At 43.2% G+C, this 13,345-nt stretch carries 10 protein-coding genes; 8 read left to right on the top strand and 2 right to left on the bottom strand.

The genetic code is table 11. The features are described from left to right. Window positions 1-9: 9 nt before the first annotated feature. From B9Y77_RS03915 to B9Y77_RS03890, 6 genes are all read left to right on the top strand, one after another. The gene (locus B9Y77_RS03915) at window positions 10-900 is read left to right on the top strand and encodes a hypothetical protein (protein ID WP_085490536.1); all 891 of its coding nucleotides are present in this window, start codon (window positions 10-12) and stop codon (window positions 898-900) included. Between the two features lie 48 nt (window positions 901-948). Continuing rightward, complete coding sequence (locus B9Y77_RS03910) at window positions 949-3,228, top strand: BspA family leucine-rich repeat surface protein (RefSeq protein WP_085490535.1); 2,280 nt, start codon at window positions 949-951, stop codon at window positions 3,226-3,228. A 77-nt stretch (window positions 3,229-3,305) separates the two neighbouring features. After that, window positions 3,306-3,947 carry a hypothetical protein gene (locus B9Y77_RS03905; protein WP_085490534.1) on the top strand — a complete coding sequence of 214 codons (642 nt, stop codon included), beginning with the start codon at window positions 3,306-3,308 and terminating at the stop codon, window positions 3,945-3,947. Between the two features lie 254 nt (window positions 3,948-4,201). Beyond that, window positions 4,202-4,546, top strand: coding sequence for a hypothetical protein (locus B9Y77_RS03900; protein ID WP_085490533.1), 345 nt, complete (start codon window positions 4,202-4,204; stop codon window positions 4,544-4,546). A gap of 105 nt (window positions 4,547-4,651) precedes the next feature. Further along, window positions 4,652-5,332: a hypothetical protein gene (locus B9Y77_RS03895; protein ID WP_085491440.1), complete on the top strand. Its 681-nt coding sequence runs from the start codon at window positions 4,652-4,654 to the stop codon at window positions 5,330-5,332. 134 nt (window positions 5,333-5,466) lie between these two features. Further along, the gene (locus tag B9Y77_RS03890) at window positions 5,467-7,287 is read left to right on the top strand and encodes a BspA family leucine-rich repeat surface protein (protein ID WP_085490532.1); all 1,821 of its coding nucleotides are present in this window, start codon (window positions 5,467-5,469) and stop codon (window positions 7,285-7,287) included. A gap of 105 nt (window positions 7,288-7,392) precedes the next feature. Here the strand turns inward: B9Y77_RS03890 and B9Y77_RS03885 are convergent, their stop codons facing one another. After that, window positions 7,393-9,678 carry an AAA family ATPase gene (locus B9Y77_RS03885; RefSeq protein ID WP_085490531.1) on the bottom strand — a complete coding sequence of 762 codons (2,286 nt, stop codon included), beginning with the start codon at window positions 9,676-9,678 and terminating at the stop codon, window positions 7,393-7,395. A gap of 287 nt (window positions 9,679-9,965) precedes the next feature. Between B9Y77_RS03885 and B9Y77_RS03880 the strand changes: the two genes are divergently transcribed. Continuing rightward, window positions 9,966-10,520 carry a hypothetical protein gene (locus B9Y77_RS03880; protein ID WP_085490530.1) on the top strand — a complete coding sequence of 185 codons (555 nt, stop codon included), beginning with the start codon at window positions 9,966-9,968 and terminating at the stop codon, window positions 10,518-10,520. Window positions 10,521-10,725: 205 nt separating this feature from the next. On the opposite strand, the gene B9Y77_RS03875 is transcribed toward B9Y77_RS03880, so the two are convergent. Further along, the gene (locus B9Y77_RS03875) at window positions 10,726-12,321 is read right to left on the bottom strand and encodes an ABC-F family ATP-binding cassette domain-containing protein (RefSeq protein WP_073424004.1); all 1,596 of its coding nucleotides are present in this window, start codon (window positions 12,319-12,321) and stop codon (window positions 10,726-10,728) included. Between the two features lie 193 nt (window positions 12,322-12,514). Between B9Y77_RS03875 and B9Y77_RS03870 the strand changes: the two genes are divergently transcribed. After that, window positions 12,515-13,270 carry a CAP domain-containing protein gene (locus B9Y77_RS03870; RefSeq protein WP_139829254.1) on the top strand — a complete coding sequence of 252 codons (756 nt, stop codon included), beginning with the start codon at window positions 12,515-12,517 and terminating at the stop codon, window positions 13,268-13,270. Window positions 13,271-13,345: the final 75 nt, after the last annotated feature.

The raw sequence follows: 13,345 nt of genomic DNA, 5'->3' as shown, positions 1-13,345 counted from the left end.
AGGTAAGTTATGGATATGTCTTGTGCTGTACAGACAAATGACTCTCCACGCTTTAAGCAGGAGGATAAAGAATACATCTACGCATTGTTCGATGCGTTCATCAAAAAAACTCTTGTCGAAGACCGCGCCATCGATTTTTCGGCACCCGCAATACTCAACGACGATGGCTCCATAGAATTCTACGAAAGCGACTATCGGTTTTCTGACTTATTTAGAGGGCCCGTCCTCAATAAAACAAAGGCTTGCTTTGAACAACTAATCGCTAAGCGGGTCACGAAAGAAATCAAGCAACTAGCGACATCCGAACCGGTAGTGGAGAAATTACTACTGCTGGCTGCTCATTTCTACTGGTTGTGGAGCTTGGGTATTTCTTTTTGTAAAACTTCTTGCGGTGAATATAGCAAGGCACTTTCTTTCAAAGAAGGTTGGGCAGATTACATTGACGACTACGATATAGAAGAAGGTCTCTGGAATGCATCGACAAATAGCCTCACTCGCAAAAAAGAACTGATGTTGATCTATTCTATCTTCGAACAGTTCATCTCATGGCCGAAAAAACCAACGTTCAAAAACTTGTTCGAACTGAAACAGTCTTTGGTCCATTTCATCTTCAAAACCAAGCTTGATTCAGTCGCTCCAATTCGCAACGGTCTGCTTCATTTCTGTAATCCCGACCGTTACATCGACTTCTACCATTATGAATCAAAAGTTCAGTACGTCGAAAATAACTCCAACCTGCTGCGAGATTACAAAGTATCGGACTACGCTCAAATGCTCACACAGGATGGTCTCTACTTCTCCACCAGAATCGGTAAGGTCGAAGACCGTATGGTCTACAAAGCTAACCGAACTGAAGAAAAAATCTGCTATATCTACGACAAGCTCACTCTAGTGGGCTAGTCGCCCTTTTTTTAATTTAAATTTCCCAGACATCCAAGAGGATTTATTATGATCGCCAAAAACAAAGAACATCTTATTGAACTTATCCGTAAAGCCATTGACGAAAATGGTTATGAATGCGACTTGAATTTTATTGATGTGTCGCAAGTGACAGATATGAGTGGATTGTTTAGCCATTCTCCGTTCAACGGCGACATTAGTAAATGGGATGTGTCAAATGTGTGGAGCATGAGAGAAATGTTTGCTCTCTCTCAGTTTAATGGCGATATTAGTGGGTGGAACGTATCAAACGTGACGGATATGGGAAGCATGTTTTGGAGGTCTAAATTCAATGGCGATATCAGTCATTGGGATGTGTCTAATGTGACGTACATGGCGTGTATGTTTAGCTGTTCTAAGTTCAATGGGGACATCAGCCGTTGGAATGTGTCTAGTGTGACAGATATGAGAGGCATGTTTGTTCATTCTCCATTCAATGGCGATGTCAGTCATTGGAATGTATCGAATGTGAAAGATTTTGGCTGTATGTTTGACGAATCTGCTACGGAATGGGCGATGTGTTATCCGTCCTGGTATAAGGGTAAGCGAGTAAATGGGATTGTTGCCGAGAACCGCGAAAATCTTATTGAAATTATTAAAGCCGCAATTAAAAGAAATGGCTCAGAGTGTGATTTGAATTATGTTGACGTGTCGCAAGTGACGAATATGAGATATCTGTTTGTTCATTCACAATTCAATGGCGATATTAGTGGGTGGGATGTGTCGAATGTGACAGATATGAGGGGAATGTTTAGAGATTCCCTATTTGCAGGTGATATCAGTCAGTGGAATGTTTCAAAAGAGACGGTTAAGGATAGTATGTTTTTCAACTCTGGTATTGAAAAAAACAATCGCTATCCATCTTGGTATGGAAAAGATGAACAGGTCCATAAGGTTGTTGCTCGGGATCGTGATCATCTTATCGAACTTATTGATGCGGCAATTGAAAGAAACGGTCTTGAATGTGACTTGAATTTTATCGATGTGTCGCAGGTAACGGATATGAGTTGGCTGTTTGGTTTTTGTCCATTTGATTATGAAACGGAAGAAATCATTCCCGAAGAAGAATTGGATGAATCGCAGAGAAAAGCTTTAGAAAGAAGTCATTTTTATGGCGATATCAGTCAATGGGATGTCCACCATGTGACAGACATGAAAGCGATGTTTTTTTACTCTTCTTTTAATGGCGATATCAGTCAGTGGGATGTGTCGTGCGTGAAAGACATGAGGAGTGTGTTTGTCAATTCTCGATTCAATGGTGATATTGGCCGGTGGAATGTATCGAATGTGACTGATATGAGTATGATGTTTGTTAATTCCGTGTTTAACAAAGATATTAGTCAGTGGATTGTATCAAATGAGACGCTTAAGGATGATATGTTTAAAGATTCAGCTACGGAATGGGCGAATTGCTATCCGTCCTGGTATGGGATAGATGAACGGAACCAGAAAGTTGTTGCTACCGACTGTTATAATCTTATGGAGATAATTGATGCGGCGATTGAAAGAAAGGGCTTGCAATGTGACCTGAATTATATTGACGTGTCGCAAGTGACGAATATGCGCAAGTTGTTTGGGTTTAAGCGAATTTTTAATGATTACGGCGAAGAAATCCTCGATGAGGAGTATGGGGAATGGACTAAAGAAGCTCGATTGAGAAACAAGTTTAATGGCGATATCAGTGGGTGGGATGTATCGAACGTGACGGATATGACGGATATGTTTCGCGGTTCTGATTTCAATGGTGACATAAGTCAATGGGATGTGTCAAATGTAACGAACATGGAAGGGCTTTTTGTCAGCTCAAAATTTAATGGCGATATCAGTCGATGGAATGTATCGAACGTGACGGATATGAACAATATGTTTGGCAGCACTGAATTCAATGGCGATATAAGCGGGTGGGATGTATCAAACGTGACTAATATGATGGGTATGTTTTGGGTCTCTGAATTCAACGGTGACATTAGTAAATGGAATGTGTCAAATGTGAAAGATATGTATGGCATGTTTGAATGGTCTAAGTTCAATGGCGATATTAGCCATTGGGATGTATCTCATGTGAAGAATATGAAAAATATGTTTCAGAATTCCGAATTTAATGGCGATATCAGTCAATGGAATGTGTCTAACGTAACGGAAATGAGCGGCATGTTTCAATATTCAAAATTCAAAGGCGACATCAGTCAGTGGGATATGTCAAATGTTATAGATAAAGAGGATATGTTTGATAACGATGATGATATGATTGCCGAAAATGATGAAATGTTTGACGAAGATGATGAGTAGAGAGGCGGGGTAGAGGTATTTTTTTATTAACTTAATAGAAATTGTTGGAAAATTGCAATTTTATAAAAGAGGTAAACATGAAATACAATTTTGAAATAAAAAGAGGGTGCATCGTCTATAAGGATGGTGCAAGGGTTGTTCTTTTGGATACAGGGTGCGTTCGAACGATTTCTGCTGAGCAGGATGTTCAGGGGGAGATTTTTCCTAAAGTCAATAAGTTCGTTGACCCGACCGTTGACCAAATTTTAGGAATGGATTCGATATCTCAGCGGGTATTCATTGATTATCCGAAAAACGAACTTGTGTTTGGGGAAAATATTACAGTTGATTCGCCGATAGCTAAATATGATTTGATTCCTTTGGTAGGTGGTCTATTTGCTATATATTTAAAGATTGGTGGCGAAAAACGGAAGATGCTGCTGGATACTGGAGCTGCAACAAGTTATTTGGCAAAGAGTATTGTGATTCAAGGGACTTATGCTGGTAAGATAAAGGATTTCTTTATCGGGGAAGAAAAGGAATTTGAAACTGATATTTATTCTTTGCCAACGGAATGTGGAACAGAATCTCCTATCGACGTGAATTATGGTGTCCCTAAGGATTCGATAGAAGCTGCAATGGAACAATGTAATGTAGATGGCATTATCGGGTACGAATGGCTTCGTCATTTTAAGGTCTTGCTGGATATTCCAAATCGTTGCTTGATTCTTGGAAAATAGCAGAAATCTATTAAGTATGGAACAACTCTCCGTAAAAAAAGAGGGTTGCTCCTTTATTGTTTATGTCAATTCTTGACCTTGACAAATAGGGCGCTTTTTACTATATTTGCACAGCTTTTGTGAAATTTATTTTTTAATTGTTTAATAGAAATTGTTGATTTTTTATAGAGAAAAAATAGATTTTTTTGAGTTTTTCTCTGTATCCATCGAAATTCATTTTTTCACTCATTTTTTTTCAAAAAGGGAATCATTCTATGAATAAAAAAGAAGCTGTCGAATTACTTCGTCAAAATGGAATCCACATTGAAGGCAACATTACGTTTGCGTCACGAAATAAAGGAAAAGACGTTTATTGGATTAATTCGGAATTCTCGTTCTTGCAGAACGAATGGAAAATCATTCTGAATGATCCTGAAGAACAGAAAATTAGGTTGGTCGTTGTTCCTGCGGGTGCGATTAACAGGAATATCGTTAGGGCAAAGACTTCTGATGCGAATAAGACTCATATCGAAATAGATTGCTCTGATTTTGTTGATGTTAAAAGCGAAAATAAGTCACTGTGTTTTCGTCAATGGATTCGTCAGACAATAGATTATTAATTCGGTTGCCTCTAGAAATCGAGGCTCTTTACAATTCCCACCCATTTGACGATAATATATGGGTGGGGTTTATTGTATCTATTTCTTTTTTACAAGGATATAATTGTGATTAAAAATTATTTGGAAAATGAATACAAAGAAGACATCAAGAAAATCTTTAACACAGAACCAAGATATGATGGTTGGTTCTGCATCGACTATCATAATGAATTATGGTCTGAAATCCAGGCTAAGAACTTGGCTTTGTCCAAGGAAAATCCGGACCGTCATTTTGTTCTATCTAGTGTATTTCTATTTCATTTCGCAGTTACCATAGCCATGTGGGATGAATGTTCTTACAACCAAACGTTCAATTATGATGGTTTTAAGGAGTTCTATGAAGGATTGACTAGATGGCCGCAGATGCATCTGACGTACTGGAAGGAATTTACCCAAAGAGATTCTGAAGAAGAATTCCTACTGGCTGATGTCAAAAAAATTTTAGACCGATTCTGTCTGATGCGTAATGGCATTCAAAATCGAACAAGTGAATTTATGTTGTCGTGCATCTTCACTGCTATGCAGGGACAATTGAATGATGCTCTGCTTAAATGGAATGTCTCGAAAAAGTCTAAGGTCGCAGTTTCATCTAAAGTGCAGTACCTTCTGGACAGAGTCAGGGATGTTTTGAAGGCTGGCTACAAGCCGGATGAACCGGAACAGGAACAAGAAAAAAAAGATGTCGATTTAGCGACTCCCCAAAGCAATCTATATAATGCTCCTGACGATGTATTCGAAGATATTTAGTGCTTAGTATATAATCCTGGGTTCCACTAACTTTTATGTTGGTGGGGCTTTTTTTAACATGGTTAATCTAGGCTTTGAGTTTGTGATTTAATTTTATATTGTATATTTCTAAAAAACATCAAAGAGGATTTATTATGATCGCCTGGAACAGAGAACATCTCATTGAATTAATAGATAAGGCTATTGAAGAAAATGGTCTTGAATGCGATTTGAATTTTATCGATGTATCGCGTGTGACGGATATGCACGAGTTGTTTGGAGTCGATCCGTTTGAAGATGATATTCCTGAAGAAAAATTTGATGACGAGCTTCGAAAAACAAAAAAAAGAAGTTTGTTTAACGGAGATATCAGCCAGTGGAATGTGTCGAACGTGGAGAATATGTGGGGCATGTTTAATAATTCACACTTCAAAGGCGATATCAGCCAATGGAATGTATCGAACGTGACGGATATGGGGCGGATGTTTGCAAATTCTCAATTCAACGGCGACATCAGCCATTGGGATGTGTCGAACGTGACGGATATGGGGCGGATGTTTGCAAATTCTCGATTTAATGGTGACATCAGCCAGTGGAATGTGTCGAACGTGGAGAATATGTGGGGCATGTTTAGAGAGTCTCAATTTAACGGTAATATCAGCCAATGGGATGTCTCAAAGGTGACGGATATGAGTTTCATGTTTGAAAACTCTCAATTTAAAGGCGATATCAGTCAATGGGATGTCTCAAAGGTGACGGATATGAGTTGGATGTTCTTTGACTCTAAGTTTAATGGCGATATTAGCCAATGGAATGTCTCCAAAGTGACTGAAATGAAATATATGTTTAGTTGCTCCGAATTTAACGGTAATATCAGTCAATGGAATGTGTCGAACGTGACGGATATGAGCGACATGTTTAATGGCTCCAAATTTAATGGTGATATCAGTCGATGGAGTGTGTTGAACGTGACGGATATGGGGCGGATGTTTGCAAATTCTCGATTTAATGGTGACATCAGCCAGTGGAATGTGTCGAACGTGGAGAATATGTGGGGCATGTTTAGAGAGTCTCAATTTAACGGTAATATCAGCCAATGGGATGTCTCCAAAGTGACTGAAATGAAATATATGTTTAGTTGCTCCGAATTTAACGGTAATATCAGTCAATGGAATGTGTCGAATGTGACGGATATGAGATACTTGTTTTCTAAATCTTGGTTTGCTGGTGATGTTGAGCTTTGGAATGTTGCTGAAGGAACTTGTATTGAAGACATGTTTACCGATTCTAATTTGGAATGGGCGAATAGTCTTCCTTTGTGGTATAAAAAAATTGTACCAGAAAAAAAGATTGTTGCTAAAAATAGAAAGCATCTTTTGAGTATCATTGATGTCGCTATTGAAAAAAATGGTTTAGAGTGCGATTTGAATTACATCGATGTGTCGCATGTGACTGATATGAGTAATTTATTTGGTGTTGGGGATTATGATTATTGCGACGATTTGGCAATAACTGGTTTTGCTTGTGTACCTAAGAAAATTAAGAATCGATGCTTTTTTAATGGCGATATCAGCCAATGGGATGTGTCGAATGTGACTAATATGAGTGGAATGTTTTGGTGGAGCCGTTTTATGGGCGATATTAGTAAGTGGGATGTTTCAAAAGTGACAGACATGAGCTTAATGTTCTGTTATTCCGAATTTGATGGCGATATAAGCCAATGGAATGTATCAAATGTGATTAATATGTATTCAATGTTCTCTTATACAAGGGAAATATTCTGTGGTTTTAGTGATGGTATCAGTCAGTGGAATGTATCAAATGTGAAAAATATGGACGAAATGTTCTATGATTCCCTTTTTATTGGTGACATCAGCCTGTGGAATGTTTCTGATGATGTCAGTATGGATAATATGTTCTCGGATTCTATTCTAGAGGAAGAAAATTCCCTTCCGCCTTGGTATAAGGAAAAATAAAACGATATAGACCCGTCGGCATTCAAACCGGCGGGCCATTTTTTTGTGTAAAAGAATTTCGTATAAAAAAACTCCGCAGATTAATGTCTGCGGAGCTTTCTCGTTTTAGAACCCCATCCTTCTCTTGTTGTCGCAACCTTCCTTCGCTTCGACTTCTTTTTCGAGAGCGTCAGCGATGCATTCGGCGGTGAGCTTGTGTGCAGGCAAGTAACGTAACTGGTTGTAGACCGCGCTGAAGTCGCCCGGGGCGAGCGTCGTCATGTGCTTGACCTGTGCGGGGCATTCGAGCTTGGGGAAGAACGAGTGCCATACGGTTTCGATTCCTTCGCGGGTGAGGTAATCGAATTTGACCTTGATCGCGAAGCGGCGGCGGGAGGCGTTGTCGAGTCGAGCGTTGAAGTTTGTGGCGGCGATGAAAATCCCGTTGAAGTTTTCCATCTGCGTCAAGAGTTCGTTGACCTGCGTTACTTCGAAATTGCGGACGGCGCCATTGCGGTCGTTTAAGAAGCTATCGGCTTCATCGAAGAAGAGAATGGCTTTTTGTTCTTCGGCTTCTTCGAAAGCCGCCTTGATTTTGGCTTCGGTTTCGCCGACGTACATCCCGAGCAAGTCGCTAGCGCGTTTGACGACGAGATTTCTGTTCAGCTTGCGGGCGAGGAATCGCACGAATTCTGTCTTGCCGGTTCCCGGTGCGCCGTAGAGCAGAATGTTCAGTGACTGCGCAGCGTCTTTGTCGTTTAACTTGTCCCAAATACCATTGAAGTTCTCGGCGATTTCAACGATGTCGTCGATGTTCTGGTCGATGTTGAGCCCGGTCAACGTGTAGGCGGGAGCGTGCGTTGTCTTTTCGCGGGTGTTGTCGCGGGCGATGTTGAGCAAATTCGCGTGGGCATCGAGCATCTTGCGGATGACGGTGACCGCGATTCCCTTGTCCTGCTTGGCGGCGGGGATGGCGTTTTGGACTGCCTTGGTGTAGCCTCCGACCGTAACGGGATATTCCGCAGCGATGTTCTGGATATCTTCTTCACTGATCATGTCGGGAACGTGGAGCGCGTTCAACACGGAGTGCAGCTGCAAAGCGCGTTTTTCCGCCGTAAAGTTCTTGAATTCCATCGAAAAGTCGAAACGGCGGCGGGTGCTTTCTTCGACGAACGTCATAGAATTCGAAATCCAGATGATGGGCGTGTGGATGTCTTCCATGAGCATGTTGAGCATCCCTTTTTCAAGCCAGTTCAGCATCTGGTCGGCTTCATCGACGAGGATGATGGCGTTTGTGTTTTCGCATTGCCAGGCAGCGAGTCGGAGTGTGCGCACGCGGCGGCGGAGAATCGCGTCGTACATGCCGCCATCGCCACCGAATCGGTCTTGCTCCGCCGGCGCTTTGATGGTGTACATCTTGAGCCCGAGTTCATTGGCGAGTGCTTTTGAAAGCTCTGTCTTGCCGGTACCCGCGCGACCGTAGAACAGAATGTTGAGCGGCTTCTTGTAATCGTGATTGGCAAGCAAGTACACGAGTGTGTCAGCTTCCGGGCGGTCCTTGGCGAGCGTCTCAAACGGAATTTTGGAATCTTCAGCAATGCCGATATCGCCAACTTTGGTAATCTCGTTTTGACCATTCAGGTGGCGGACAATGTCCCCGTCCAGATCCATATCGTTGTCAAGAATGCCGAGCTTGGAGATGAGCGCGTCGCTGTTGGTTAGTTCAGAAAGGCGCTGCTTGGAAAGTCCGGTCGCGATGGGGATGAGTTCCAAGTCCTTTTCCGAGAAACGAGTCCTCATCCCGCAAGTCAAGCGTCTCTTGACGCCCTTGACTTCCATTTCGTCGTATTCCTGTATCCAGAGATAGAGAATGATTTCGATTTCGTCATCGCTCAGGTGGAACATTTCCTGGAGTTTTTCGACGCGCTGCATGGTCGAGTCGCTTTCGTCGGTGCCTTTGTTGAGTTCCTGCCAGGCGAATTTCATGAACAGCGGAATGACGGTATTGAGGAAACGCTTCCATTCATCATCGGTGAAAACGTCCTTGGTAAGGTGTTTGATGTTTTCGATGCTGCGGGCAACCTCGATGTGGAAATCTTTGTGTGGGTATTTTTTGAGGAAGATTGCTCCGTGCGGACCACAGTAGTTTCCTCGTGCGACAGCGAGTGGTGCGGAACCTTCGAGCTTGTTTTGTCTGTCAATTTGGGCAAGTGCGTTGACGAACTCGGTTTGCGTTTCAAAATCCATGAGGCCGACAACCGCTTCGGGGTTGAGATAGTCTTGATTAGCTTGTAAGTAACGAACCCAGTATTCCAGCACCTTCAAGAGTGTGAACTTGGAGCTTGTGCAGCCTTGCGGTGCGTTGCTCTGGAGCTTGTTGGCGATGTTCTGGAAGTATTCTTTTTTATTCATGATGACCTCATATATAGCGAGAATACCGTACCTTTTATTCAAAAGGGTACAATATCCCCAAATTTTTTTTTTATGGGGGCGTTTAAAAAAGAATTTTATGGAAAATTAAAATTGAAAAATGAATTTTAGTGTATGCATGATTTTTGCATCACGCTTCCAAATATAGTAAAAATGACTTTTTTTGTCAAGGGTTAAATATAGATTTGCGTTTGAGAAGAAATTCTTTTTCTTGTTTACATATTGCAAATCATAAGCGATATATAAATGAGGCTTCAAGGAGATGGTATATGTTTGAAATTCTTGAAAAGATGATTAGTGGTATTGGGACTCTCAGCAAGAGCCTTGCTATTGGTGTTTTTGGTATTCTTGGCTGTAGCGAGGATAGTTCCGAATGCGTTCCTCAAACGGAGATTGTTGAGCAATCTTTTGAAATGCATCGCGATCCTGCACAACAGGAATATCATGAGGAGATGCTTTCGATGACATTGCACAAACCGGGGGTATGTTTTAAAAAGCTCCGCCCTGAAATGGATAGCGCTATTTCAGTGGTTGTGAGTGTTTATCATATAGCATCGAATGATGAAGAATACAAACCGCTAATTACAAGTGCCAATGATTACGAAGGGCATTCTGCAGGGTCTGCTCATTATGTGGGGGCTGCGCTCGACTTTAGAATCAAGAATATGGGGAGCCTTGAAAAACGTATAGAGATTGCGCAAATGGTGCGTGACTTCTTGGGAAAACGTTATACAGTCTTGCACGAAGATATTGGGCTGGAAAACGAACACTTGCACGTCCAAATGCGTAACGGAACGTACAACCGCAATGTCGAATGGGATTAGAAAAAAGCTCAAATTCTACAAAATTCCGCCCTCTTGCCGACCAATTCTCGAAAAAAGTATATTAAACGAGTTGATGATGGAGGCTCTAGTATGATTGATAGAGACGAATTTAATGCGTGTGTGAGTACCGCTCGCCATGAAGGTTTAGTGGAAAAAAATCCCTGCCACTTGCTGTGACAGGGATTTCTCAAATCCAAAGTGATTTTTACTTCTTCTTCGTCTTCTTTGTTTCAAGCCATTCGTCGAAGGTAATGCTGCGGTCAACAACACCGTTCGGCGTGAGTTCCAAAACGCGGTTAGCGACTGTTTGGACAAATTCATGGTCCTGAGAGCAGAAGATGACCGGACCCTGGAAAGCCTTGAGACCGTTGTTCAATGCGGTGATGGCTTCCAAGTCGAGGTGTGCGGTCGGTTCGTCGAGGAGCAAGCAGTTTGCGTTCGAGAGCATCATCTTCGAAAGCATGCAGCGCACCTTTTCACCACCGGAGAGCACGTTTGCGCTCTTGAGGGCTTCTTCACCGGTAAAGAGCATACGGCCGAGGAATCCGCGGATGAACGTTTCGTCCTGTTCCTTGCTGTACTGGCGCAGCCAATCCACGAGAGAGAGGTCCGTCTTGAAGTAAGCGTCGTTGTTCTTCGGGAAGTAGTTGTAGCTGATGGTGTTGCCCCACTTGAGCACGCCATCCGGAGCCTTGATTTCTTCGGCAATGAGCTGGAAGAATGCCGTCTTGAGTGTGTCGTATTCACCGACGAGAGCGACCTTGTCCTGGTTGCCGAGCGAGAAGTCGAATCCCTTGCAGACGATGCCGTCGCCGCCATCAACGGTGGCGTTCTTGACTTCGAGCACAATCTTACCCGGTTCGCGGTCCATCTTGAAGTTCACCCACGGGAACTTACGGCTGGAGGCCGGCATTTCTTCGACGGTCATCTTGTCCAAAAGCTTCTTACGGCTGGTTGCCTGCTTAGCCTTAGCGGCGTTCGAAGCGAAGCGGCGGATGAACGCCTTGAGTTCTTCAATCTTTTCTTCAGCGCGGCGGTTCTGGTCCTTGCGCTGCTTCTGGGCGAGCTGGCTTGCTGCGTACCAGAATTCGTAGTTACCGCCGTAAATGTTGATCTTGCCGTAGTCGATATCGCAAGTGTGCGTGCAGACGGCGTTCAAGAAGTGACGGTCATGGCTCACCACGATCACGATGTTTTCGAAGCGTTCGAGGTAGTCTTCGAGCCAGCCGACGGTTTCCAAGTCAAGGTGGTTCGTCGGTTCGTCCAAGAGCAAAATGTCCGGGTTGCCAAACAGAGCCTGGGCGAGGAGCACGCGGATCTTCTGGCCGCCATCGAGTTCGGACATCAAGTTGTAGTGGAATTCTTCGGGAATGCCGAGGCCCTTGAGGAGCACGGCTGCGTTGGAGTCGGCTTCGTAACCGCCGATTTCGCCAAAGCGCGTTTCGATTTCCATGGCCTGCATGCCCTGTTCTTCGGTCATTTCAGGGAGCGCGTAAAGTTCGTCGCGCTTCTTGCTAAGTTCATAAAGTTCTGGGAAACCCATCATTACGGTTTCGAGGACCGTGTTATTTTCGTAAGCAAAGTGGTCCTGCTTCAAAACGGCGATACGTTCGCCCGGGTCCTTTGTGACTTCACCCGTGTTCGGTTCGAGTTCGCCCGAAAGAATCTTGAGGAATGTGGATTTGCCGGCACCGTTTGCGCCGATGACACCGTAGCAGTTGCCTCTCTTGAAGGAAAGGTTCACTTCCTTGAAGAGGACGCGGCTACCATACTGGAGACTGACATTAGAAACATTAAGCATGGCGCCAAAGATAGTAAATTGTGGGTTGGGATTGTAGGGGGCGCGTGCATCGCTGACCCGAAAAAGCTATTATGTATTAAACGTGTCATCCTGAGCGAAGTCGAAAGATCCAGTAGAAAAACCATCATTCCGAGCATCGCGAGGAATCCAGTTGTTTTTTAGGTTTACTATGAAAATTAATTTGTTTGGTAATATGGCAAAGTATGCAACTTGCGCAACTTTTGCCTTTGCAATGTCTTGTGTTGTGTCGGGTTGTTCCGAAAGCAGTAGCGTGACTTATATAGAAATACCGGATGTTGCAGAAGTTGTGAGCTCATCTTCTGAAAATACCGAGCTCAGTTCATCGTCTTCTCAAAAGTCTACACACAGTTCGTCGTCCGAGAAATTTGCCGCATCTTCGTCTTCGGAGAAATCCTCATCTTCATCGTCGAAACCTGTTAGCAGTTCTTCTGAAAAGGTCGCTGCATCTTCATCCTCTGCGAAGTCCTCTTCTTCGACAGAAAATTCTTTTTTCAGCGCGACATGGCGTGAAGATTGCCTCGCTAAAATCAACGAATACCGTGCGACAGAAAATCTCGAACTGCTGACGCTTGCACCTGAAGAAAAGCAGACCTGCACCGATCAAGAAGCCGCTGATGACCTCGCCGAAAACAAGGCTCACGGGCATTTTGGCAACTGCGGCGAAGGCGCACAAAACTCGGGGCCGAATTTCAGCACCTCTTGGCGCAAAACTGCAACTGAAGCAACCGATGCTTTCCTCAAGATGATGTGGGAAGATGAAAAAGCTCTCGTGACTAGCGGCGAACGCGATCCCGACAAAAGAGAGGATTATTCCTACATCGGTCATTACCTCAATATGAAGGGCAATTACAAAACAGTTGCTTGCGGAATTGCTCTTACAGAAGATGGCAAAAAAGGCTGGCTGAATATCAATTTCTTCAGAAAGTAAAATCCTAATAAAATTGTAAGAATTTCCCATGTTATTTTGTTACATGGGAATTTTTTTGTAATAAAAGTTCTATTT

This window comes from Fibrobacter sp. UWB13 (assembly GCF_900177805.1).
GTDB lineage: Bacteria > Fibrobacterota > Fibrobacteria > Fibrobacterales > Fibrobacteraceae > Fibrobacter.
The sequence above is the reverse complement of the archived record's forward strand: the minus strand, read 5'-3'. Positions and strand labels throughout refer to the sequence as shown.

Bases quoted from the DNA above. Each gene is read 5' to 3' on its own strand.
- B9Y77_RS03875 (WP_073424004.1), bottom strand. From the start codon at position 12,321: ATGCTTAATGTTTCTAATGTCAGTCTCCAGTATGGTAGCCGCGTCCTC.
- B9Y77_RS03890 (WP_085490532.1), top strand. From the start codon at position 5,467: ATGATCGCCTGGAACAGAGAACATCTCATTGAATTAATAGATAAGGCT.
- B9Y77_RS03870 (WP_139829254.1), top strand. From the start codon at position 12,515: ATGGCAAAGTATGCAACTTGCGCAACTTTTGCCTTTGCAATGTCTTGT.
- B9Y77_RS03880 (WP_085490530.1), top strand. From the start codon at position 9,966: ATGTTTGAAATTCTTGAAAAGATGATTAGTGGTATTGGGACTCTCAGC.
- B9Y77_RS03905 (WP_085490534.1), top strand. From the start codon at position 3,306: ATGAAATACAATTTTGAAATAAAAAGAGGGTGCATCGTCTATAAGGAT.
- B9Y77_RS03900 (WP_085490533.1), top strand. From the start codon at position 4,202: ATGAATAAAAAAGAAGCTGTCGAATTACTTCGTCAAAATGGAATCCAC.
- B9Y77_RS03910 (WP_085490535.1), top strand. From the start codon at position 949: ATGATCGCCAAAAACAAAGAACATCTTATTGAACTTATCCGTAAAGCC.
- B9Y77_RS03915 (WP_085490536.1), top strand. From the start codon at position 10: ATGGATATGTCTTGTGCTGTACAGACAAATGACTCTCCACGCTTTAAG.
- B9Y77_RS03885 (WP_085490531.1), bottom strand. From the start codon at position 9,678: ATGAATAAAAAAGAATACTTCCAGAACATCGCCAACAAGCTCCAGAGC.